The sequence below is a fragment of the Aquiflexum sp. genome (assembly GCF_041751335.1).
Taxonomy (GTDB): domain Bacteria; phylum Bacteroidota; class Bacteroidia; order Cytophagales; family Cyclobacteriaceae; genus Aquiflexum.
Genome location: NZ_JBGSXS010000306.1, coordinates 1 through 23,527, shown reverse-complemented (window position 1 = coordinate 23,527; position 23,527 = coordinate 1). Strand labels below are relative to the sequence as shown.

Genomic DNA, 23,527 nt, shown 5'->3' with positions numbered 1-23,527 from the left:
AGAAAGCCTCAAAGACCTGTTCAAAATGGACGTCAGGCACATCGTATTTATCGGAGCGATGGTAGCAATATTCTCCCAAGCAGGTGGGCAGAATTCGATCTTTTCTTATGCTCCTGTGATTTTCCAACAGGCAGGTGTGGCAACTGAAGCCGCTTTTCTCCAATCAGTCATCATCGGCTTGGTCAATTTTGTCTTCACGTTTTTTGCCATTTATTTCATTGATAAAATCGGCAGGAGGAAACTGCTGCTCTATGGCTCAATATTGCTGTGTTTGGACGCATTGGCATTGGCATTTTGCTTTTACGCCGAAGCCTCAGGTTTGTTGATATTGGTTTTTGTATTGGGTTTTATTGGAATCTATGCCGCTACTTTAGGTCCAGTGACATGGGTGGTCCTTTCAGAAATATTCCCCAACCGCATCAGAAGCAATTCCATGGCATTGGCAACCTTATGTCTTTGGATCGCAAACTTCTTTACCACAGCTTCATTTCCTATATTAAAAGCAGAGTTTGGGCTCTTTGGGACTTTTGCCATCCATGCCGGAATCTGCTTTGTTTATTTTCTTTTTGTAAAAAAGAATATCCCGGAAACCAAAGGAAAATCCCTCGAAGAAATCGAAAACCAATTAGTCAAAAAATAGATATCATGATCAAGCAATTAATTTTATCTTCAATCCTACTTCTCCTATTTATAGGAACCACAGAGGCGCAAAGCAGTCTATTTCCTGAAACTCCCGGAATGGTTTCTTATACCTACCGTAACAGTTTTCAAAAAGATGTATCGGCAACGTTGGATACCCTTCAGGCCATGGGCATCAAGGATATGGAGTTTTCCAATCTTTTTGGGAAGTCCGCCACAGAACTCAGGGCTTTGTTGGATGAAAGAGGGATGCATTGTTCGTCCTATGGGGTAAGCTATCAAGATTTGATGGGCAAAACCAATAAGGTAGGAGAAGATGCCAAAACACTGGGAGCAAAGTATGTTCGGGTTGCCTGGATTCCGCATGATGGGACATTTGACCTGGCCGCCGCACAAAAGTCAATTGCTGATTTCAATGCTGCGGGGAAAATCCTGAAAGATAAATTCGACCTTACATTCTGCTATCATAACCACGGTTATGAATTTCATCCCCACGGAGACGGAATCCTGTTTGACCTGATGATCCAAAAAACCGATCCCAACTATGTGAGTTTTGAAATGGACATTTTATGGACATTTTTCCCTGGCGCTGATCCTGTCTACTATTTGGAGAAATATGGCGACAGGTTTGAATTGATGCATTTGAAAGACCTGAAAAAAGGGGTGGAAGGAAACTTGTCAGGTGGCACAGCGGTGGAAAATGATGTGGCATTGGGTACAGGCCAATTGGATATTCCGGCAATTTTGATTGCCGCAAAAAAAGCGAACGTCAAGCATTACTATATTGAGGATGAAAGCCCTATCTATTATAAACAAGTCCCTCAAAGTATTGAATATTTGAAAAACCTGAAAAAATGAAAGTATTGCTGTCCATATTGGTCGTGTCATTGGTTTTCAATCTTGAGTCATTTGCACAATATGCCAAATGGACGGATAGCGAATTGATACTCAACAACGGCATAGTCGAGAGAAACATATCCCTGCCTTCAAAAGATGGGAAGTTTATCACAAAAACCTACAGGCCACTTGACGGGGAATTCAAATATTTTACTTCCAATAATATTGATTTTCAATTTGAATTTGGAGGTGAAGTCTATTCAGGTGACAGTAATTGGAAATTGGTCAGTATAGAAGAATCAAAAGATTCCCTTCGGGGAAATGGTGCCGTAGTTGCTCTTCAGAGTAGCGATGACAAACTCCAGGTTTCTATAAAATTCTTGCTCTACCCTGACCTTCCTGTAATCAGAAAAAGCCTGAGTGTAAAAAATCTTGGTACTAAGGAAGCTGCCTTTGAATCTGTGGATGTGGAGCGGTTTTCAGTTACGGGATATTTACCGACAACATTCAGTTGGGTGTACAGCGATTATGGTAGACGAAGGTCTATAGGTCCCTACGAAGGAAATATGCAGGACGCGCTTCTGATAGTTCACAATATGGATTGGGAAGCAGGGATCCTGATAGGAAATGAAGCTACGGGAGTTCTGAAAAGAACATCTGTATTTTGGGAATCCCCCGAAATCACAGCAGGACTGACCCATAAAGATGCAAGGTTTCCATTTCGGAAATGGATAGAACCGGGAGAGACCTTTGAAACACCACAGGTATTTACCATGGTGTACAACAAGCAGCGGGAACCAAACAATATCCTCAACCTGACACTTCCTGATTTTGTGAGGAAACATATGGGAATCAGACTTTCGGAGTTGGATGAAAAACCTACTTTTGTTTACAACACCTGGAACCCATTCAAGAAGGACATCAACGAGAAATTAATCATGGAATTGGCGGATGCCGCTGCGGCAGCCGGAATGAAGGAATTTGTCATCGATGATGGATGGCAGAACAATTATGGGGATTGGGGCATTGATAAGACCAAGTTTCCCAATGGGCTCAAACCTGTGTTTGATTACATCAAATCCCTCGGAATGAAGCCGGGATTATGGATAAGTGTCGGAAGTGCAGCTCCTGATAGCAGGGTTTACCATGAGCATCCTGAATGGTTTGTCAGGGGAATGGATGGTGAGTTCAGCAATCTACATGTAGAAATAGATGATTCGGATATCAGATCGGCATGCTTCAGCACAGGTTGGAAAGAATACATCAAAGATATCCTTCTGGAATTGACTTTGGATTATGGTTTGGAATATCTCAAACTTGATTTTGCAGTGGTGTCGAGTGCTTATGTTTTTAACCCTGAAGTATCCGGTTGCTATGCTGAAAACCATGTGCACCACAAAGATCACCATGAATCACTGTATGTAAACTATGAGCGCATGTGGGAGCTGTTTGACGAACTCCATGCCGCAAAGCCAGACTTATTTATTGACTGCACCTTTGAAGCCATGGGAGGTTTGCAGTTGATTGATTTTGCCATGCTCAAACATTCGGAAGGTAATTGGCTGTCCAACTTTGAAGGAACAGAAGGGGAGAAGACTGATATGAGGGTCAGAAATATGGCATGGTGGAGGTCCCCTGCCATGCCTGCCACGACTTTGGTCATTGGCAATCCACAGATGCAGGACAAAGGATGGGAAATGCACATTCAATCCATTGCAGGAGTTTTGCCAATTATGTTGGGAGACCCAAGACAATTATCACCTGAAGATCTAAAAAAGTACCGTGGTTATGCAGATTGGCTACAGGACATGGAGCAAAAGCACAGTATCATGAGCTTTAGACAGGATCTTTCTGGATTGGGTGAACCAATGGAAGGACATTGGGACGGTTTCCAACGAATCAATACCGACACAAAATCTGGAGGAATAGTTGGGGTTTTCAGACATGGATCCGCTGATGTTAGGAGGAGGATTTTGGTCAAATACCTATCGCCTGAGAAACTATATCAGGTCAATAATTTGGAAGGAGAATTGATAGGGAAACTGACCGGACAAGAATTGGAAAGATCGGGATTTGAAGTAGAATTGAATAGATTTTACGAGGGGAGGTTATTTGAAATTGTTGAATTGAATTAAAATAACCATAAATCAAATACCACCATTCCGGCCCTGAAATGCCTGTCCTGAGAATTGGGAGGTCCAACTTCTCAATAACCCCACGGGTGCAACCCGTGGATAAAAAACTGAAAGATTCATATCTACCCTGAAAGGGTCGAATTTTTAGCCCTTACATTGGAGTTTAATTTGAGGAGTTAAACAACGTTTATTTTCAAAATTAGACCAATGTATCGAAAAAAGATCTTAGCTAATTTCTTGCTCCACTTTCCATATATATTCCGCCCCCGCTCCATACTCCTCCGCTGTCTGCAAATGCTCCATCATTAAAGGTACATCAGGAAAATTCCTCAGTTCAGCAAGGAAAACACGGTAATCCATTTGACCAAGTCCTGGCCTGACTTCGTCGAAATGGGGCATATCAGTTCCTTGTTTTAGAATCAGGTCCTTGGCATGGCAGCTTTTGATATTTAAACCCAACTTTTTAAAACATTCTTTGATCAAATCCCCATTTCGGAAAAAGACCGCAGGACTGACCATCATATTTACGGGATCAAGGTGTACAGCAAAGGATTTCCTATCTATTGCCTTGATCAAACGGAGGTAGGCATCGGGTGATTCAGGGAAAACCCAAGGCATGGCTTCCAAGGTGAAGAATGTACGGGACGGCTTTACCTCATCAATGATCTTCCTTGTGGTCGTCACAATCATTTCAAAAGTTTCATCCGAAAAGTTCTCCAGGTGGGGACCAGACCAGTTTTCCCTATCCCTGGATCCTGCAATATTGACACAGCATTTTGCTCCGATCTTATCTGCCAGATCCAGCGAAGAAGTGCATTTTTCAAAAGCTTCTTTGGCCATTTTGGGGTCCGGATTGATGGGGTTGGACCATGCGCCGACTTCTGAAATCAGGATATCTGCGTCTTTTGCTGCTTTTTCGTAAGCTTGGATTTCTGCGGAGGTGGCATTTAACCCAACTGGACAATAAGCGGCTCGGTATCCTAGTTTCTTCACGGCTTTAACCCAAGAATCTGGCGAGTTATATTTTTCAAAAACAGGTCCTCCAAGCCTGAGTTTGCTCGCGGGTTTGAAAATACTAGCTTTCGAAGGGAAAGCGGCCAGCATTCCTGAACTGATAAGTGAAAGGGTGGTGACTTTGGAAAATTTTCGCCTGTTCATGGTTTTGGGTTTAAATTGAATTAAATGTCAAAAATCAATTACTTTTTTCTTTCAATTTTCCAAAAATTAATTTCAAATCAAACTACCTTTTAAAAATATATCCATAATATGAATTGGAGGTTTTTCATTGTAAATAATTTTTGTGGCACGTCGTTAATCTTCAATGCAATGGCGCAGGAAAAGGACACACTTTATCTCCGGAATGGGCAGATAATGGTCGGTAAACTAAACAGCATCAATCTAAGTATCATTGAATTTGATGACATGGACTTGAATGTTCAAACCTTGTGGCCGGGGTCGCATTGAACTACCAGAGAAATATGGAGTTGGGTTTGGCAAGCAGGTTTCAGTATATGGCTGGATTTTGGCAAAGGTTTCTGTTTAAAAGCAACCTTCAAGGGACCTTGATTTCTGGAGGGGTAATCAACTAGGAAAGGAGTTTGGGAGGAAATCCGACAGGGAATCTCTATGAAATCCCTTCACAGTTTTAGTTGTCAAGTTAAAAGTAAGATGTGACAAGCATAAAAATATCTAATGGTTAACAATTATTTTCTTCAAAAGATAGATGTCCTTGCCAGTCTTTAAATTATTACTAAGTTTAAAGTATGAAAAAAGAGCAATCAACCGATTTTTCACCTTTGGTCAATCCTGAAGAGGAGGCTTTCTTTGCGGGGCCTCAGACCCGTTGGAAAGAATTCAAATTTGTAATCAAGGTAATTCTCGAATTTGTAAGGGGATTTAGGATGCTACATTTTGTGGGTCCCTGTGTTACTGTATTTGGCTCTGCCAGGTTTGAGGAAACCGACAGGTATTATAAAGTTGCTGTCGAAGTAGGGGAGAAAGTCAGCAAGATGGGTTTTGCGGTCATGACTGGTGGAGGTCCGGGGATTATGGAAGCTGCAAATAGGGGTGCAAAGAATGTAGGAGGAAAATCTGTCGGTTGTAATATTATCCTTCCTTTTGAACAGCATCCCAATCCGTATTTGGATATATGGATGGACTTTAAATATTTTTTTGTTAGAAAAGTCTTGCTTTCAAAGTATAGTTATGCATTTGTGGTAATGCCGGGAGGATTTGGAACTTTGGACGAATTTTTCGAAGCTTTGACTTTGATACAGACCAATGTGATGCGACGTTTTCCTGTGGTACTGATGTGCAGCGATTTCCATGAACACCTATATGAATACATCAAGCATCTGGCCGAATACGGCACCATCAACAAAGAGGATTTGGACTTGTTTTTATTGACGGACTCTATAGAGGAAATGGAAGAGCATTTGAGGAAACATGCGATCGAAGGATATGGACTTAAAAGGAAAGTGCCTGTCGAGCCTTCTGCTGTTTTAGGTGAAAAATAGAATTTTTCAATTTCAAAAAGGCCAGAAAAACAATATCAAAGGAACTCCAATCACTATAATCAATAATTCTAAAGGAGCTCCTAATCTCATGTAATCGGTGAATTTATAACCACCTGGTCCCATCACAAGGGCATTGCTCTGATGTCCTATTGGAGTCAGAAATGCACTGGATCCACCGATAGCAACAGCCATCAGGAAAGGATCCGGAGAGGCATTCATTCCCGCAGCAATACTAAGGGCAATAGGTGCCATCAAAACAACTGTTGCGGCATTGTTGATGACATCAGACAAAAACATCGTCAAAACCAATAACATCCCGAGGATAAACCATGGGGGAAAACTGTCTTTGAGGAACAATATTTTTTCGGCAATCCAGTCCGCACCACCTGAAGTCTCCAAAGCTGTGCCTAAGGGAAGCAATGCAGCCAATAGGATGATTACCGGCCAGTCTATGGCTGTATAAATTTCCCGTAGGGGGATAATTTTCAGTACAATCATCAAAAATGCTGCAAGGGTAAATGCAACCTGTACTTCCATCAATCCTGAAATAATCATCCCAAGTGAAAGCCCGAAAATGGCAAGTGACATTAATATTTTTCGTGGTTCTCCCAAATTGATGCCTCTGTCTGCCAAAGGAAGGCATCCCATTCTGTCCAAGGTCTCATCAATTTTATCATTTTCCCCTTGTACAAGTAGTACATCGCCGATCTGAAAATGCACATGGTCAATCCGTTTTTTGATTCTCTGATTCTGTCTGGAAATGGCCAAGAGATTAACTCCAAATCTGTATCCTAATTTAATCTGAGATGCAGTTCTATCAATAATTCTTGAATTGGTCATCACTACAGCTTCCACAAGAGAAATATCCTTTTGTTCCTTTGAAATGGATTCCGCTTTATCTTTTCCGACCAATTCTGTCTTTGATTCGTCAATAAATTCTTTTATATCCGATGGGTCACCCTGAATGGTAATGATATCATCTTCCCTGAAAATATAGTTTCGTCCAGGAGCATAGGTGAGTTGACTGTCCCTGATGATATTCAAAACTTGAATATTGCCTTTAGTAAATTCGTGAACTTCATGGTGCGGTTCATTTTTTAATTTTGATTTTTCTGTAATGCGGACTTCTGTGATGTAATCGTCAATATTAAATTTATTGGATTCATCCCCTTGGGCATTTCTTTTAGGAACAAGGCGCCATCCAAATGAAATAATGAACAATAAACCTACGACTGCCAAACCAATTCCTACCGGGGCAAAATCAAACATGGCAAATCGCTCTCCCGTTTGTTGGGCGCGGAAAGTGGAAATGATGATGTTAGGTGGGGTACCAATAAGGGTAATCATGCCTCCCAACAGAGAGGCAAAGGCTATGGGCATCAGGTAAGAAGAAGGTGATTGACCATTCTTCTTGGCGATGTGAATGGCTAAGGGCATAGTCATGGCAAGTGCCCCTACATTGTTCATAAAAGCGGATGCCAAACATACCATCCCGCACAATAATGCCAGTTGGACAGTGAAATTCAAATCTTTTTCCATCATCCAGCGGGCGATCCTCTCAATAAGCCCTGATTTTGTCAGCCCGTGACTGACTACAAGAATCATGGCTACTGTAATGACAGCAGGATGGGAAAACCCATTGAATGATTCTTCAGCCGGAATCAATCCAAATATGACTAAGAGTAGAAGACAAAGGATTGCAACTAAATCATACCTCAATTTACCCCAAGCAAAAAGGCCGATCGCAAGTATTAGAATCCCAAAAACTATTTCTTTTTCCATAAAGTCACATCACGGTGTCTCTTACCCCAAAGAAACATCCAAAATCATCATCACTACAAAACCAAGCATAAATCCCAATGTTGCCAAATCGGTATATTTATCCCTTTGGGTTTCAGGTATTACTTCTTCCACTACCACAAATATCATGGCTCCTGCGGCAAAGGATAATGCATAGGGCAATACATTTTTCATGTAAAGTACTGCAAAGGCTCCAAGAACACCTGCCATTGGTTCTACGATTGCTGACAATTGGCCATACCAAAATGCCTTAAACCTACTTGCACCATTTCTTCTCAAAGGCATGGATACTGCCATTCCCTCAGGGATGTTCTGTACTCCGATGCCAATGGCTAGTGCCACAGCGGCAGCAATCGTGGTGCCATCAAGTCCTTGTGCGGCAGCTCCAAAGAGTATCCCAATTGCTAGGCCTTCTGGAATATTGTGAAGTGTAATGGCTAAGAGTAAAAGAGTGGATTTGTGCCAAGTAGTTGGTAGACCTTCTGTTTCATTTTTCTGAAAATTGATATGCAGGTGAGGAAGTAATTTGTCAAGTCCAAATATGAACAAACCACCCAAAAGGAAACCTCCCGCTACGGGTGCCCAAGGAAAAACCGGATATATATCTTTGGCATATTCCAAACTTGGATTGAGTAGTGACCAAAAACTAGCGGCTATCATTACCCCACCTGTAAAACCCAACATGGAGTCAAAAAATGCGCGATTTACAGTCTTGAAAAAGAATACAATAGATGCGCCCAAGGCGGTCATTAGCCAAGTAAAAAGCGTCGCCAAAAGAGCAGCCTTGACAGGTCCCAACTCTGTAGCTAATATTTCAATCTGTTCGACCATATAAAAAGGATTGATTAAAAATATCTGGTTATTTGGAATAAAGGTACTATGAATATCCGCTTTTTTTGCGTGATATATTCGTTATCTCTTTCCTAACCTCCGGCTTTGATATAAATCCAACCTTGTTCCTGCTTGATGACCAATTCCAATATTGCAGAAGGGACAAAATTTACCAAAGCTAAAAACTGTTCCTTTTTCAAGTTTCTTTGCTTGAGGGTATTTTCACACACCACAAATTCAACTCCCATATCCACCAAGGTTTCCAAGTCTTTTGTAAATGTATTGTTGTCTTTTTTTAAAAGATCAACTCCCATGTCATGGGTGACTACCTCGATTTTTGAATTTGGAGCAGCTACCAAAACATTATTGATTTGCCTGATAAACTTTGAATGGGCTTCTGTATTTCCTTCAGTTAGTTGGAAAATAATCTTATGCTCAGCTTCTGAAATTACTTGTGCTTTAGCAACAAAAACTGAAAAGGATAAAAGGAGGAAGAATATTGATAGTCGCATTTTTTTAGGCAATCTAATGTTTTATAGGATTATTTTAAAGTGATTTGGGTCACTTGATCCGATTATTTAAAAATTCCCGATTAGGGAAAGCATAAAATTCCTACCAGGAGCAGCAACTCCCGAGCCGTATGACCGATACCTTACATCGGTAATATTTTCCAGACCCAAGCTGATTGACATGTTATCATGTATATTGAATATTCCTTTCAGGTTTATTGTAGTCCATGAATGGCTGTAGGGATTTCTATTTTCATCTATGGCATACAATTCCGGTTTCCCTCTTTCCTCCAATGGCAATTGATCGAATTTAAATCCTCCTGAGTATTCTGAGAAAAGCTGTATTCTATATTTTTCACGTTTATATTCCAGTCTGCTGACCCCAAATGTTGGTGGAGCATGCCTTGAAGGACTCTGGGTACGGTCTTCCACTTCCTCTATCCCTTTTTGGATATTCAATCTCGAGGAAAATGTGAGCTGGTATGGAAGCTTGACTTCCAAAGCTGCCTGAAGTCCGATTATCCTTACAAATGAAGCATTCACTAGGGAAAATACGCGGCTCAATTCTCCATCATAAATGATACTGTCCTGACCGTTCAGTGTAAAATCTCTCCTGACCAAAGCATTGTCTAAAAGTGTATAATATGATGTCAGATCGATCATAACCTTGTCATTGATGACTTTTCCAACATTTAATTCGAGGTTATAGGCATATTCTGCTTGAAGCTCTGGATTCGGAACCATAACTGTGCCGGGCTCTGAATCGAATACTTTTCCGATATCGTCAACATTTGGAGCTCTGAATCCTGTAGATGCACTCACATGCATAGTCCAGGTGTCTGTAGGTTGGTAGACCCAGCCAATACTTGCAGTGAGGGCCCCTTCATTGTTGCTGCTTTTTTCAAAAGGGAAGGGATAGAATTCAGTGTTGTTTCTAAAGTCGGCATCCAGTCCGAATCTGTTGTACCGGATTCCTGCTTGAAGCTTTGATTTTGGATTTAACTTTTGCTGATAAGTAGTATATAAGGCGTAAGAATTCCATTTGGAATCAGGGTAGCGTGCAGGACCTTGGATAGATTGACCTGTTTGTATGTTTTCATCTGTGCCCGCTGAAATAACATCATTTAAAATCCATTCCAGGCCAAAAAATAAAGTAGATGCAGGGGTGAGGTTTTTCAGGAAGTCAAGATTGGCTGAATAGGCATCGACCTTTTCTACCCTTATTCTTCTGGCGACATCGTTGAAATTTCTGTCTATTCTGCTTTCTTCAAATTTTTGATGGGCAAGATTTAGTGTCATCTTATCATATAAGTTACCATCTGAAGAATGGGAAACCTTCAAGTGGTTCATCATCCAGCTTTGGGGGCCATATTTCCATTCGGCACTTCTGGGTTGACCATTTGACCTGAACCTGATCAACCTGTCATATCTTGAAAAAGTAGAGGTTTCTGAATAATGGAATGCATATTGAAAATCCCATTTATCATTTGGTGCAAACCGGATTTTTTGTAAGATATTAAATTGATCGTAACCAGTTGGAATTTGGATTTTTGGATTGCTGTTTTCCACCAAAACATCCAGACCTTCTCTCACTTCCACGAATACTGGCCTGAGAAATTCCTCAGGTCCACGACTTCCCATTTTCAAATCTCCGAATCTGTTACTGCTGAAGCTTGTTACTCCTGCCCATTTTTTACCTCCATATTTCACATGAACATGGCCGGTTTTTTCTCTGTTGGCTGTATTGGCGCGGATAACTGCCGAACCTGTAAAAGCAGTGCTGCCCTCAGTAGAAAGAATTGGTTGAAGGGTTTGAAAGCTCATCACTGCCCCTATGGCATCGCTTCCATAGATAATTGATCCCGGTCCAAAGAAAACCTCAGTGCTTTCTGTAGCAAATGGATCTATTGAAATGACATTATGCAGGTTACCACTTCTGAATATAGCTGTATTCATTCTGACACCATCCACAGTGTAGAGCAACCTGTTTGTAGAAAAACCCCGTATCATGGGACTTCCCCCTCCCTGTTGGCTTTTTTGTATGAAAACTTCACCTGAAATTCCCAATAAGTCTGCCGCAGTTTGAGGATTTAAAAGTTCTCGTTCCTCGGTTGAGATTGTAGTAATGCGAGCCGGGATTTCCTGCCTTGATTGGCTCCATCGTGTGGCTGAGACCACTGCTTGTTGTAAATTGATGGTATTTGGGGTCAATGAAATGTTAAAACCTAATTCAGAGAGTTCTCCAAAGCTTTTACTGATCCCCTTATAGCCAAAAAGTCTGATGTCAATTTTCCCCGAACCGGCGAAGTCCTTCATGTCCACCTTACCATCTTCCCCTGTATAGCTTGATGTTTTTGTTTTTTGGTCTATGATATGCACCAGATCAAGAGGTTTATTGGTTTCGGCATCAAGGACTGTCAGTACTTGGCCAAAAGCAATAGTAACCAAATTGAATACGATGAGGGTCAATAAACATCTTTTCATTTCCTTACTTCACTGAATGCAATAGTTCGCTGGAAATTTAATCATCTTTTATTCAATAGTAGGAAGGGTTTTATGTAAGGTGGTTTTTTATTGAAAAAAAAACACCACTAAGGTTACAAAGGGGTGTTCTTTACTATTTGAATTGATTTATTGCTCATTCCAGTAATTGATATTTAATTTATTTTTTAATCAATATCAAGCGCGGCCTTTGAGCATCATGTCCCAATACATCTTAGGCAAAACGTATTTTTTCAATAACCACATGCTATATTGCTCTTTGGTGGTATCTACAAATTTAGAAATCAAGGGATCACTATCCCGCACATTATTATATTTGAATTCAGCCAATACCATCTTGCTGTATCCTGTCACCAACGGACAGGAAGAGTAGCCTTCGTATTTATGGTCTCCGGATTTTTGATTTTTGATAAAATGAAGTAGGTTTCCGACAACCACAGGAGCTTGTTTTCTGATAGCAGCACCCGTCTTAGCAGTAGGTAGTGCTGCGACATCTCCCAAAGAGAAAATGTTTGGATAACGGAGGTGTTGCAATGAATTGATATCCACATCAACCCAACCTCTGTTCGGACCTTCTTGGAGTGAAACAGAAGAGTTTCTTACAAAGTCAGGTGCCTGCTGTGGAGGGGCTATATGCAACATGTCATATTTGATGACAATTTCGGAATCTCCAGTTAGCTGTTCTCCTACCTTATCGACCAATGTATCTGCACATTGAGCAAAGTTTTCATGGGTATATCTGAAGGTAATTTCCTGCTTTTTTGGATCTATTTTTACAGGAGCATAAAATGTTTTGAGGATAATATCCCTGTCAATAATAATCATATTTAATGTCTTTGCGAATTCCGGAACTCCGAAGATGACAGTTCCTGGAGTCGCAAAGACCACATTGGTCTTGTCTCGAACCCCTGACTTTCTAAAATACTCCTCTGAAAGATACATGATTTTTTGAGGAGCTCCCCCGCATTTGATCGGAGTAGTGGGTTGGGTGAAGATTGCATTACCACCTTTGAAATTCTGTAAGATCTTCCATGTCTTCTCGGGGTCAATATAATTGCTGCAAACAACATCAGTTTTCAAAGCCTCTGTAAGACCCGGCAACAACTCCGGAGCCATAATCAACCCTGGCGCCAATACCAAATGGTCATAAGTAATTGATCCTGATTTTTGGGTTTTGACAGTATTTGATTCAGGGATTAATTCGGTGGCTTTGTCTTTGATCCAGGTTACACCTTTTGGGATATATTTAGCTTCTGACCTTTCTGTATCAGAAAACTTATAAGTGCCTGCGCCTACCAAAGTCCAAGCAGGTTGATAATAATGTTTTTCGGAAGGCTCAAGAATCGCAATCTGAAGATTTTTGTCTTTACGTAGAAGTTGTGCGGCTACAGTAATACCTGCTGTGCCCCCTCCGATAATCAATATTTGATAGTGGCTCATGGTCTTTTGGTTTATTTTTATTTGCAATAAATTTAAACTGAAGGCCAACAACAAAAGGTGATATTCATCACATTTCATAAAAAATCCCCTAACCTTTTTTGATTAGGGGATTTTGCATTTCTAAAGATGTATATATCTTGAGATTCCAATAAATTTCAAAATTCAAATTAATTTCCCTTTTCTCCTGGTTTTTCAATATCAATATCAAAATTGATCAGTTCTGGTTCAATTTCCAATAATTCTGGGGCTTGGTCTGATGTAACTGCACCTCTTTCAATCAATTCGGCAACCATATCCATTTGTCTGCCCATATCCAACCCATCTTTATGGGCCTGTTGAAATTGCTTTAATAGTTCTTCATCTGATATTTCGGCATATCTTGATCTTCTGTTTTCTTTCAAAAGGGTTCTCTTTTCCTCAAGGAGTACTTGTTTTCTTTCTGCGTAATTTGATTCCAAAGATTGTATGAACTCCTCAGATAGTGCTGTTTCATAAAATGGGGTTTCATCAATGGCTAATTTTTCTTTGCTGCCATCAGTATGGACGACAGTAATTTTTCCCTCCTCTTCCATCAAATATTCATCACCGGTTTCAATATCCACTATTTTTTCTCCTTCATATATATACCTTTCTTCCACAGATTTTTCGGTCGAACAGGCACTCATCATGAGGATACTTAATGTGATAATCATTAATTTTTTCATAACTTTATTTGCTTTTATTTTTTAATATAAATTTTTATTTTCTTTTTTTATCCAATCTAGAAATACCTTTTTGGCTTCAATTTGTGAAATCTGTTCAAAAGGTATCTTTCTCTGTTTTTTTGGAAGTTCAAGTTCATGGTAGATGAAATCATCATCAAACCCAATTTCAGCAGCATCATTTTTTGTGTTAGCATAAAAGACCTTTGAAGGTCTTGCCCAATAAATAGCTCCCAAACACATTGGACATGGTTCGCAAGAGGTGTAAAGCTCACAACCTTCAAGCTGATAATGACCAAGATTATGGCAGGCCTCCTTGATAGCTACCATTTCTGCATGGGCTGTGGGGTCATTGTTCAATAAAACAGAATTTGAGCCTTTTCCGATTACCTTACCATCTTTTACAATGACACAACCAAATGGACCTCCTTTACCTTGTTCCATTCCATTGCGCGAAAGTTCAATGGCTATTTTCATAAAGTTTTCGCGATTTTTATCCATCAATTCAGTTAACTAACAAACAATTCTTAACAATAATTCATCGAATCTATGACTATTCTGAGAAAATATAACGGCACATTCATTGGAATTGATTCAAAATAAAAAAGAATGTGAAATTAAATTTCAGAAAATGGAATAAAACATTGACAATATTCCTAAACTAAAATTAAACTTGATTTACCCTACCCATCTGTTTAGGAATTCCATAAAATTGTCTTTGTAATTTTCACTGACTGAAATATTTGTTCCTCCGATATTCACAGTGTTTCTTGAAACAGTATCAATGTGGTCAAGGTTGATAATATAGGAGCGGTGAACACGCATAAATTTTTCAGAAGGAAGCATTTCTTCCATGCTTTTCATACTGGTAAGGGTAAGCAGGGGATTTGGTTTGCCTGCCAAATGTACTTTTACATAATCTTTGTAAGCTTCGATATAGGCAATTTCTTTGAGCATTACCTTAACCAAAGAATACTCTACCTTCAAGAAGATATATTCTGAAGGTTTGTCATTTTCCTTTTTATCCGATTGTTGCTTGGACTGATTTTCGTAAAACTGGTAGGCCTTTGTAGAGGCTTTTAGAAATTCCTCATAACTAAATGGCTTCAATAAATAGTCAAGTGCATCTACTTTGTAACCTTCAATGGCAAATTGGTTGTAAGCCGTTGAAAAAATAATTTTCGGTTTTTTCAAACTGTTTTTGCCATCAATAATCCTTGCAAGCTCCATTCCTGATAAGTCCGGCATCTGAATATCCAAAAATATCAGGTCAATGTCATTCTGATTGAGATAGCCTAATGCTTGAATGGCATTGTCAAATTTGGCCTCTAAACTTAAAAATGAGGTCTGCTCAATAAATTTGGAAACCAGTTCTAAGGCCAAAGGTTCATCATCCACAGCAATGCATTTAAGCTTCATTTGAGGTCAATATTAAGGTAAACTCTATATTGGTTTTCAGGATTTTCTCTGTCAAAGGTCAACTGAAATTTATTGGGATAAAGAAGTTCCAGTCTTCTCATGGTATTGACGAGACCGATTCCGCTGGATTTTCCCTCTGGCGTATTTTCTGAAGAATTGAAGATCGTGTTTTGTGTTTCTAAGGTCAATTTATTTCCCTGTTTTATCAAGGTAATTACAATTTCGCTTTCTTTTTGGGAACTGATGCCATGTTTGAAGCAATTTTCAATAAATGGTAATAACAACATAGGTGCGATTTCAGCCTCCTCAACTTTTTCCGGAATTTCAATGTTCAGCTTTACTCTTGGGGAGAGCCTCAATTTCATCAATTCAATAAAATCTTTAAGAAAGTCCAATTCTTTGGAAAGAAGCGTATGGTTTTTTTCTGTTTCGTAGAGTACATAGCGCATCATTCGACTCAACTTAAGGAGTGCTGTCTTGGCCTTCTCCACGTCAATATTGGTCAGCGCATAGATGTTGTTCAAGGTATTGAAAAAGAAATGGGGGTTAATCTGCGCTTTAAGGTATGTCAGTTCTGAATTGACCTTCTCTTCCATTAGCTTGAGTCTGAATTGTTCGTCAGACTGCCATTTCTGTACAGCTGCAATACTGGTGCTGATTCCAACGGCCATAAAAAATATCAGTAACTGTGAGATATCCCAATAAAAATTACGCGGCCTTGGAGTGTATGGTACATCTGGTCTGAATGCTTTGTGCATCAGTTCTTGCATATTAGTCCAGTCGTCATATACAATCAATAAACCCACATACGCCAAACCTGCAACGAAATTGACGATCAGGAATAGTGATATTTTATTGTTAAAGAGAATCCTTGGAATCAAATAGAGAAAATTGAAATAGAATATACCTATTAATAAAGAGAAGTTGATGCCTTGTTTGAGCCAAAATACATTTGGTCTCTCCACACCTGCTGATAATGGAGAGAGAACGAAGATGACGCACCCGAACAAAGCCCACCCTAGAATATGGATAAGTAATGGGATATTTTTCTTAATGGCATTTTCTTGCATAGCATTTAAATTAGGCAATTTTCATGCAAACTAAAATAAAGTTTTGCTTGGAAGCCACTCCAATCTACCAATAGGGTGATATCATCGGCGAAATAGCAAATTTTATGGATAAAATAGCGCGGTTGTTATAACAAAACCCATTCGTCAGGTGTTTTGAGACATTGGTCGAGGGATGTATCTACTTGGTCTATTTGATTTTTTTATGATATAATCTTGCTATTCCTTTGCTTTCGTAAACTGTCCAACAATACCACATTATCACAAAAGAAAACATGAAAACGCTTATTCAATTATTATTTGCAGGTTTGATTATCCTTTCAGCGGGTGTTCAGACTGTGTATGCGCAAAATACTGAAGATGAGAAACCTGTTTATAAAATCACGGGTAAGATCATCGAGAAAGGAAACGATACTCCGGTTGCTTATGCTGCTGTAGCACTTATCGATGTGGAATCTCAAAAGAGTATCGTGGGATCAATTGCTGATTTTGATGGAGTATTTGTCATAACAGGATTCAGTAACGGTTCATATCAGGTACAGGTAACTTTTATGGGTTTCCAGACTTTTAGTACATCGGTGATTCAGGTAACTGACCAGAACAGCAATATCAACCTAAACAAAATTTCTTTAGAAACAGAGGCTGTGGCACTTCAAGAAGTAACAGTAATGGGACAAAGAGATTTGATTGAAGAAAAAGTTGACAGGACCATCTATAATGCTGAAAATGATAAAACCCTTATCGGTGGTGATGCTGCTGATGTGATGAGAAGGGTGCCGATGCTTTCGGTAGATTTAGACGGAAATGTTTCCATGAGGGGTAGTTCCAACATCCTGGTATTGATCAACGGTAAGCAATCTGCAATAGTAGCATCCAATGTGGCTGATGCTTTAAAACAAATACCTGCCGAAGAAATCAAAGCAATTGAGGTCATAACCTCTCCATCTGCTAAATATGATGCTGAAGGCACCGGTGGTGTCATCAATATAGTTACCAAGAAGAATAATCTTCAAGGTGCATCTTTGAACATTAACAGCAGTGCTGGATTCAGGGGGTCAAATTTAGGAGTAAATGCAAGTTTGAAAAAAGGCAAAATGGCCTGGACTCTTGGAGGTTTTGGAAGAGCAGGGTATAACATCCTTGGTTCGTTTGAAAACCAACAATTTATCACCAATGCTGATGGTACTACTTTGAACATCAAACAATCTGCTGATACCAGAAATAGAATGCTTTTTGGAAGATATAATCTTGGTTGGGATTTTGAAATCGACAAATATAACTTCCTTACTTCATCTTTAAGTTTTGGAGTGAGAAACATGAGAAACAATCAGGATGGACTTTTGACTGAGACTTTCTTTGAGGATGTATTACTCAATTCTTTGTTAAGGGACGTCAATGTGGCAAACCTTTCCAATAATGTTGATTTCAATTTCAACTATACCAAGACTTATGAGAAGCCAATAAAGGAATTCAGTATATCTGCCTTGTACAGTCAAAATAATTTGACCAACGATTTTATCAATAGTCTTTACAATGGAACTTTTGATGATATTGTCAGCAGAGTAAAAAACAATAATGCTGGAATCAATCAGGAATTCACTATTCAATTGGATTATGTCACTCCTATAGGTACAGGTAAAAATCAGATCTTGGAATATGGTGCAAAAAATATTTTGAGAAAGGCTGTTTCTGATTTTGCATATTTTAGAGCGGATGGTTCTGATGGGGAATTTGTGGAAGATACAGATGTCAGGTTTTCCAATGAATTCAGCTATGACCAAAATGTAACAGCTGCTTATGCTTCATTTACGACCAGCATTCTTACTAATTATTCCTTAAAGGCAGGTATGAGATATGAATACACCAATATCTCTGCAGATTTCCGGAATTCCGAATTGGAAGCAGACATTCCATCTTTTGGTCTGTGGGTTCCAAGTGTCAACTTGAGTCGTAAATTGGCCAAAGGGAATATGATCAAAGCAGCTTATAACAGAAGGGTTCAGAGACCATCACTTAACTTCTTAAATCCAAATATTAATGCTGCCAACCCGCAGCAGATCAGCCAGGGTAATCCTTTGTTGGATCCGGAATTGACTGATAATTATGAAATGTCTTACAGTACATTCTTCAAAGGTTCATCTTTGAACTTCACATCTTATTTCAGAAATACTTCAGGATCAATTCAGCCAGTAAGAACTGTGCTTGAAGATGATATCATTTTTACCACATTTGAAAATATCGGACAGGAGAAAGCCTATGGATTCTCAATCTTCTCCAATGTAAACTTATCAGGTAAATTCTCCCTTAATGGAAGTGTGGATGGTTATTATGCAAGATTGGACAATGGTCTTGATGATCCCTTATATGCCGCCTCTAATGAAGGATTTGTGTTGAGCGGAAGGCTTTTTGCCAACTACTCTCTTCCGAATAACTGGCAGATTCAGAGTTTTACTTTTGCAAGGGGTAGGCAAGTTCAATTGCAAGGAACAGCAGGTGGTTTTGGAGTTTATGGACTTAACCTAAACAAGCAATTCAACGAAAAGAGAGGAAGTATTGGATTTGGTGCTGAGAACTTTTTCACTAAAGAATTTACCATCAGGAACGAATTGTATACACCAACCATCATGCAGCAAAGTACTGTTGGGCTAAGAAATATGAACTTCAAAGTTAACTTCTCTTATAGGATTGGAAAACTAACTATGGAACCTTCTAGAAGGAAGAAAAGAGGTGTTTCCAATGATGATTTGAAACAAGGATCTGAAAACGGCGCAGGTGCCGTCATGAATAACAACTAAGACGGTTTAGTTGATTGGGTAATAGTTATAAAAAAACCACATGGCTTACCATGTGGTTTTTTCTTTTTCCCCTTTCGGATTTATTGAAGGGGTATTGGTTATCGGTCAACTGAGATCCAGTTTTTATTTTTTATACATTACCTGTTTTACAGCATCCAGGGTTCTTTTAACATTTGGTAAAGTAGCCTCAATATATGTGGGAGAATAACTCAATGGGATATCCATGGAATTTACTCTGATGACAGGAGCATCTAAATAATCAAAAGCATTCCTTTGTAAATGGTAAGCGATTTCAGAGGAAATGCCGGCTATAGGATTGGCTTCCTCTACCACAACGCACCTATTTGTTTTTTTAACGGATTCTACCACCGCAGCATAATCAATAGGCCTCACGGTTCTCAAATCTATTACTTCTGCTTCAATCCCGTCTTTTGCCAATACTTCTGCTGCTTCAAGCGCTACCTTCATCATTTTTCCGAACGACACGATGGTGACGTCTTTTCCTTTTCTTTTAATATCGGCAACACCGATTGGCAAGAGGTATTCACCTTCAGGTACCTCGCCTTTGTCGCCATACATCAATTCCGATTCCATATAAATAACAGGATCATTGTCTCTGATTGACGCTTTCAAAAGCCCTTTTGCATCATAGGGATTGGATGGGACTACTACTTTAAGACCCGGAGTGTTTGCGAACCAATTTTCAAAGTTGGAAGAATGGGTTGCCCCAAGTTGCCCGGCATTTCCGGTTGCCCCTCTGAAAACAATCGGCACATTGTAAGCACCACCCGACATTGCGAGCATTTTTGCAGCGGAATTTACGATCTGATCTATGGCTACCAACGAGAAGTTGAAGGTCATAAACTCAATGATTGGTCTCAATCCATTCATAGCAGCACCTACACCAAGACCTGCAAATCCCAGCTCTGCAATTGGTGTGTCAATGATGCGATCGGGACCAAATTCGTCCAACATTCCTTGGGAGACTTTGTACGCCCCATTATATTCTGCCACTTCTTCACCCATGAGAAACACATTTTTATCGCGTCTCATTTCTTCTGACATGGCTTCTCTTAAAGCTTCTCTATATTGAATTACTCTCATTCTTTGAACAATATTTTCGATGGTAAAAATAGGAAGTAATCACTCAATTCCAAAACTACCTTTGGTGATTGGGCTGTTATTTTAATTTTGGTTTTTTGAGATCGGTAAATAACACTGTCATGTGTTTACTTTTTGGGCACCTTTAAAGGTTTGCCATTTTCAACCCAGTTGTTGATTCCTCCTTCCAACATGTAAACTTTTTTGAATCCCATATCCTTCATTTTCTCAGTGGCAGGTATGGTTCTTTTGGCAGATCTGCAGTAAACATAATAGGTTCTTTTTTTATTCAATTTGCTGATTTCCTGTTCGAAATCTCCGCCAAGGAAATCTATAAAAGTAGCACCTTCTATAAACCCTTCAGCTGTTTCTTCAGGTGTCCTAATATCCAGGATCACATTCTTCTTTTTCTTTTTGGACTGCACCTCAAATTCTGTTGGGTTTAATTTTGGTGCCCCGTCTTGGGCAAATAGGTTTTGGTTTGGAGTAAACAAACAAAGGAAAAAGAACAGTGTTAAAATTTTTGTGATTGGATTCATTATCTGTAGAGTTTATTTTTTCAGGAAATTATATATTTCTTTACCACAAAACTAATCAATAAAAATATCTGAAATGGCAAAAATAGGATTGATATCTGATTCTCATGGCTATATCGATCAAAAGGTCATTGATCATTTGCAGGAAGTGGATGAGATCTGGCATGCAGGTGATATTGGTGATTTGCGGGTTTTAGAAAATCTTCCGGGGGGTAAGGTGAAAAGGATTATTACAGGAAACATTGATGACCAATTGGCAAGGCAATCTTTTCCAGAGGAAATTTGGATGGAAATAGAGGGCCTGCAAATTGGAATTATCCATATTGCAGGCAAGCCACCAAGGTATGTCAAAGGAATCAAAGAAAAAATCAATCACAGGAAAACACAATTATTGGTCTGTGGACATTCCCATATTTGTAAAGTAGAATTTGATAAGACTTTGAACTGTCTTTACATGAATCCAGGCGCAATAGGTCAACATGGATTCCATGTGATGAGAACCATGCTTTTGTTTGAAATCATCAATGCTAAAATCCAAAATTTGCGTGTAGTCGAATTGGGAAAAAGAGGGGTATGATATTCAGTACTTGTTTTTCTTAAATTATGCCACTTGCCAAATAAAACATCATTTATTATGCTCTCAGATATTAATTGTAATGGAAAAAGTAAAAGTGTGTTGGAATCCGGATAAATAAAAAAGACAACGCTTTCACGTTGCCTTTTCTATTTCTTGTCAAAGAGTGGTCCTGAATTATTTTTCAAAGCTTTTTTTCAATTCTTCGATATCTACATTTTTGATTACCGGCATGGCACTCAATTGTTTGATTTTTATAACTCTTGTTTTTTGACCTTGTCTCTTTCTTCTCAATTTCCTTTTTAAAGTAGTAACAGCCATTGTCTTATCTTTTTATATTGTCTCAAATGAGGTGCAAAATTAAAATAAAATTTTGATTTTACTTAACTTTGGCCAAAATTAAAAATTAAACATGCCCGTTCAGAAACCAAGCCTGCCAAAAGGAACTAGAGATTTTGGCCCCATACAGATGGCAAGAAGAAATTTCATTTTGGATACCATCAAGGATACTTTTAAGCTTTTTGGATTTCAACAATTGGAAACTCCGGCAATGGAAAACCTGAGTACCTTGACTGGAAAATATGGAGATGAGGGAGATCAGTTGCTATTTAAGATTTTGAACAGTGGAGATTTTCTTAAGAATGTAGCGGAAAAAGATTTAGGATCGGGTACTTCTGCGGTGCTTCCGAAGCTGTCTGAAAAAGGCCTGAGATACGATCTTACAGTCCCATTTGCAAGATTCGTGGTAATGAACCGAAATGACATCACCTTTCCTTTCAAAAGATTTCAGATCCAACCGGTATGGAGGGCAGATAGGCCTCAAAGAGGAAGATATAGGGAATTTTATCAATGTGATGCAGATGTAGTTGGAACGGACAGTCTTGTCTGTGAACTCGAAATCCTGCTCATGATCAAAAGAGTATTTGCCAATTTGGGCATTTCAGATTACAGCATCAAAATCAACAACCGAAAGATACTTACAGGGATTTCTGAGGTCATTGGCGAACAAGGCAGGGAAGGGGAATTGTGTGTGGCAATAGACAAATTAGACAAAATAGGTTGGGAAAAGGTGCAGGAGGAATTATTGCAAAGGAATTTTGGGCAAAACTCCATTGGGAAGTTGGAACATGTCATCAACTTGAGACAGTCCAACCAAGAAAATCTTGAATTTCTAAAGACTTTTTTAGCAACTTCCGAAAATGGGATCAAAGGATTGGAGGAATTAGAGGAGGTATTTGGTCTTTTGAAGACTTATGGAGAAAATGAAGATCATGTTGATTTTGATGTGGTATTGGCAAGGGGACTGACTTATTATACAGGCGCCATTTTTGAAGTGAAAGTCAACAATGTATCTATTGGTTCGGTCAGTGGAGGAGGTAGGTATGACAATCTTACAGGGGTATTTGGACTTGAAGGTGTTTCCGGTGTTGGGTTTTCTTTTGGGGTTGACAGGCTATATGATGTCATGGATGAATTGGGAATTTTTCCCGTAGAGAGCTTGGACAAAACCAAAGTTTTGATCACCCATTTCGATGATAAGGGATTTGCATATGGACTCAAAATTCTGAAAACATTAAGAAACAGAGGAGTTTCATCAGAACTTTTCCCGGAAATCGCCAAGATCAAAAAACAGTTTACTTATGCGGATAAAAAAGGCATTCCATATGTAATTGTGTTGGGGGACACTGAAATCAATAACGGAGTTGTCAGCTTAAAAAACCTTGCTACAGGTCAGCAGGAATCAATGGAACTTGAAGCTGCTATTGAAAAAATATTGTAGAGAGATCATTTGGAAATAGAAAACAGGACAGCATTAATTTTAAATTGTCCTGTTTTTTAGTCAATTTCTAGAATTGAATTGATTGGGATATAGGTATTGCATTTGAGAAAATGTTACAAAATATACATAAAATTTTTTAATGATTGATATATGTGAAATATAGTTTTGATAAATGGTTTTATAGAATAAAATCATTGATATAGGTAAAAATGGTAATTTAATATAATTCTCGCCAGGAAATTGAAATGTCCGGTACATCGGACTTCCGACTTCGGACTTCCAACCTGTTTGAAGTAGAATATTGGGTTACTAGCATAGAAGCGTACAACCATATAATTTATCAAC

At 39.1% G+C, this 23,527-nt stretch carries 21 protein-coding genes; 8 read left to right on the top strand and 13 right to left on the bottom strand.

Annotated elements, in window-relative coordinates; all coding sequences use genetic code 11:
- The 3 genes from ACEW8U_RS17380 to ACEW8U_RS17370 all read left to right on the top strand — a co-directional run.
- On the top strand, positions 1–640 hold a 640-nt coding region (locus ACEW8U_RS17380; RefSeq protein ID WP_373523327.1), incomplete at its 5' end, for an MFS transporter.
- Between the two features lie 5 nt (positions 641–645).
- Complete coding sequence (locus ACEW8U_RS17375; protein ID WP_373523326.1) at positions 646–1,497, top strand: sugar phosphate isomerase/epimerase family protein; 852 nt, start codon at positions 646–648, stop codon at positions 1,495–1,497.
- Positions 1,494–3,611 (top strand): glycoside hydrolase family 36 protein, encoded by a 2,118-nt coding sequence (locus ACEW8U_RS17370; protein ID WP_373523325.1) that lies wholly within the window; start codon positions 1,494–1,496, stop codon positions 3,609–3,611. The genes ACEW8U_RS17375 and ACEW8U_RS17370 overlap by 4 nt, the downstream gene beginning before the upstream one ends.
- Before the next feature lie 225 nt (positions 3,612–3,836).
- Here ACEW8U_RS17370 and ACEW8U_RS17365 read toward each other — a convergent pair whose 3' ends face one another.
- Entirely contained in the window at positions 3,837–4,769 is a 933-nt protein-coding gene (locus ACEW8U_RS17365; protein WP_373523324.1) for a sugar phosphate isomerase/epimerase family protein, read from the bottom strand.
- A gap of 168 nt (positions 4,770–4,937) precedes the next feature.
- Between ACEW8U_RS17365 and ACEW8U_RS17360 the strand changes: the two genes are divergently transcribed.
- Together ACEW8U_RS17360 and ACEW8U_RS17355 are read left to right on the top strand one after the other, a co-directional pair.
- Positions 4,938–5,075, top strand: coding sequence for a hypothetical protein (locus tag ACEW8U_RS17360; RefSeq protein WP_373523323.1), 138 nt, complete (start codon positions 4,938–4,940; stop codon positions 5,073–5,075).
- 299 nt (positions 5,076–5,374) lie between these two features.
- A complete protein-coding gene (locus ACEW8U_RS17355) occupies positions 5,375–6,127 on the top strand; it encodes a TIGR00730 family Rossman fold protein (RefSeq protein WP_373523322.1) in 753 nt (250 codons plus the stop codon).
- 12 nt (positions 6,128–6,139) lie between these two features.
- Here the strand turns inward: ACEW8U_RS17355 and ACEW8U_RS17350 are convergent, their stop codons facing one another.
- The 9 genes from ACEW8U_RS17350 to ACEW8U_RS17310 all read right to left on the bottom strand — a co-directional run bounded on the left by ACEW8U_RS17350 (position 6,140) and on the right by ACEW8U_RS17310 (position 16,399).
- Positions 6,140–7,909, bottom strand: coding sequence for an SLC13 family permease (locus ACEW8U_RS17350; RefSeq protein ID WP_373523321.1), 1,770 nt, complete (start codon positions 7,907–7,909; stop codon positions 6,140–6,142).
- Between the two features lie 21 nt (positions 7,910–7,930).
- A complete protein-coding gene (locus tag ACEW8U_RS17345) occupies positions 7,931–8,758 on the bottom strand; it encodes a ZIP family metal transporter (RefSeq protein ID WP_373523320.1) in 828 nt (275 codons plus the stop codon).
- Between the two features lie 92 nt (positions 8,759–8,850).
- On the bottom strand, positions 8,851–9,270 hold the full coding sequence (locus ACEW8U_RS17340) for a DsrE family protein (RefSeq protein WP_373523319.1): 420 nt from the start codon (positions 9,268–9,270) through the stop codon (positions 8,851–8,853).
- A 66-nt stretch (positions 9,271–9,336) separates the two neighbouring features.
- On the bottom strand, positions 9,337–11,751 hold the full coding sequence (locus ACEW8U_RS17335) for a TonB-dependent receptor domain-containing protein (protein ID WP_373523318.1): 2,415 nt from the start codon (positions 11,749–11,751) through the stop codon (positions 9,337–9,339).
- Positions 11,752–11,946: 195 nt separating this feature from the next.
- Complete coding sequence (locus ACEW8U_RS17330; protein WP_373523317.1) at positions 11,947–13,209, bottom strand: FAD-dependent oxidoreductase; 1,263 nt, start codon at positions 13,207–13,209, stop codon at positions 11,947–11,949.
- A gap of 167 nt (positions 13,210–13,376) precedes the next feature.
- A complete protein-coding gene (locus ACEW8U_RS17325) occupies positions 13,377–13,913 on the bottom strand; it encodes a hypothetical protein (protein WP_373523316.1) in 537 nt (178 codons plus the stop codon).
- 21 nt (positions 13,914–13,934) lie between these two features.
- Positions 13,935–14,411 (bottom strand): nucleoside deaminase, encoded by a 477-nt coding sequence (locus tag ACEW8U_RS17320; RefSeq protein WP_373523315.1) that lies wholly within the window; start codon positions 14,409–14,411, stop codon positions 13,935–13,937.
- Between the two features lie 177 nt (positions 14,412–14,588).
- The gene (locus ACEW8U_RS17315) at positions 14,589–15,329 is read right to left on the bottom strand and encodes a LytR/AlgR family response regulator transcription factor (RefSeq protein WP_373523314.1); all 741 of its coding nucleotides are present in this window, start codon (positions 15,327–15,329) and stop codon (positions 14,589–14,591) included.
- Complete coding sequence (locus ACEW8U_RS17310) at positions 15,326–16,399, bottom strand: sensor histidine kinase (protein WP_373523313.1); 1,074 nt, start codon at positions 16,397–16,399, stop codon at positions 15,326–15,328. Before ACEW8U_RS17310 ends, ACEW8U_RS17315 begins: the two co-directional genes overlap by 4 nt.
- Positions 16,400–16,671: 272 nt before the next feature.
- Between ACEW8U_RS17310 and ACEW8U_RS17305 the strand changes: the two genes are divergently transcribed.
- Positions 16,672–19,191 (top strand): TonB-dependent receptor domain-containing protein, encoded by a 2,520-nt coding sequence (locus ACEW8U_RS17305; protein WP_373523312.1) that lies wholly within the window; start codon positions 16,672–16,674, stop codon positions 19,189–19,191.
- A 123-nt stretch (positions 19,192–19,314) separates the two neighbouring features.
- On the opposite strand, the gene ACEW8U_RS17300 is transcribed toward ACEW8U_RS17305, so the two are convergent.
- Positions 19,315–20,295 (bottom strand): pyruvate dehydrogenase complex E1 component subunit beta, encoded by a 981-nt coding sequence (locus tag ACEW8U_RS17300; RefSeq protein ID WP_373523311.1) that lies wholly within the window; start codon positions 20,293–20,295, stop codon positions 19,315–19,317.
- A gap of 125 nt (positions 20,296–20,420) precedes the next feature.
- A complete protein-coding gene (locus ACEW8U_RS17295; RefSeq protein ID WP_373523310.1) occupies positions 20,421–20,831 on the bottom strand; it encodes a rhodanese-like domain-containing protein in 411 nt (136 codons plus the stop codon).
- A gap of 73 nt (positions 20,832–20,904) precedes the next feature.
- On the opposite strand from ACEW8U_RS17295, the gene ACEW8U_RS17290 reads away from it, so the two are divergent.
- A complete protein-coding gene (locus ACEW8U_RS17290) occupies positions 20,905–21,405 on the top strand; it encodes a metallophosphoesterase (RefSeq protein ID WP_373523309.1) in 501 nt (166 codons plus the stop codon).
- A gap of 174 nt (positions 21,406–21,579) precedes the next feature.
- On the opposite strand, the gene ACEW8U_RS17285 is transcribed toward ACEW8U_RS17290, so the two are convergent.
- Positions 21,580–21,723: a hypothetical protein gene (locus ACEW8U_RS17285; protein ID WP_373523308.1), complete on the bottom strand. Its 144-nt coding sequence runs from the start codon at positions 21,721–21,723 to the stop codon at positions 21,580–21,582.
- Positions 21,724–21,814: 91 nt separating this feature from the next.
- Here ACEW8U_RS17285 and hisS point away from each other — a divergent pair, with 91 nt between their 5' ends.
- A complete protein-coding gene (gene hisS / locus ACEW8U_RS17280; protein WP_373523307.1) occupies positions 21,815–23,182 on the top strand; it encodes a histidine--tRNA ligase in 1,368 nt (455 codons plus the stop codon).
- The last annotated feature ends 345 nt before the right edge of the window (positions 23,183–23,527 follow it).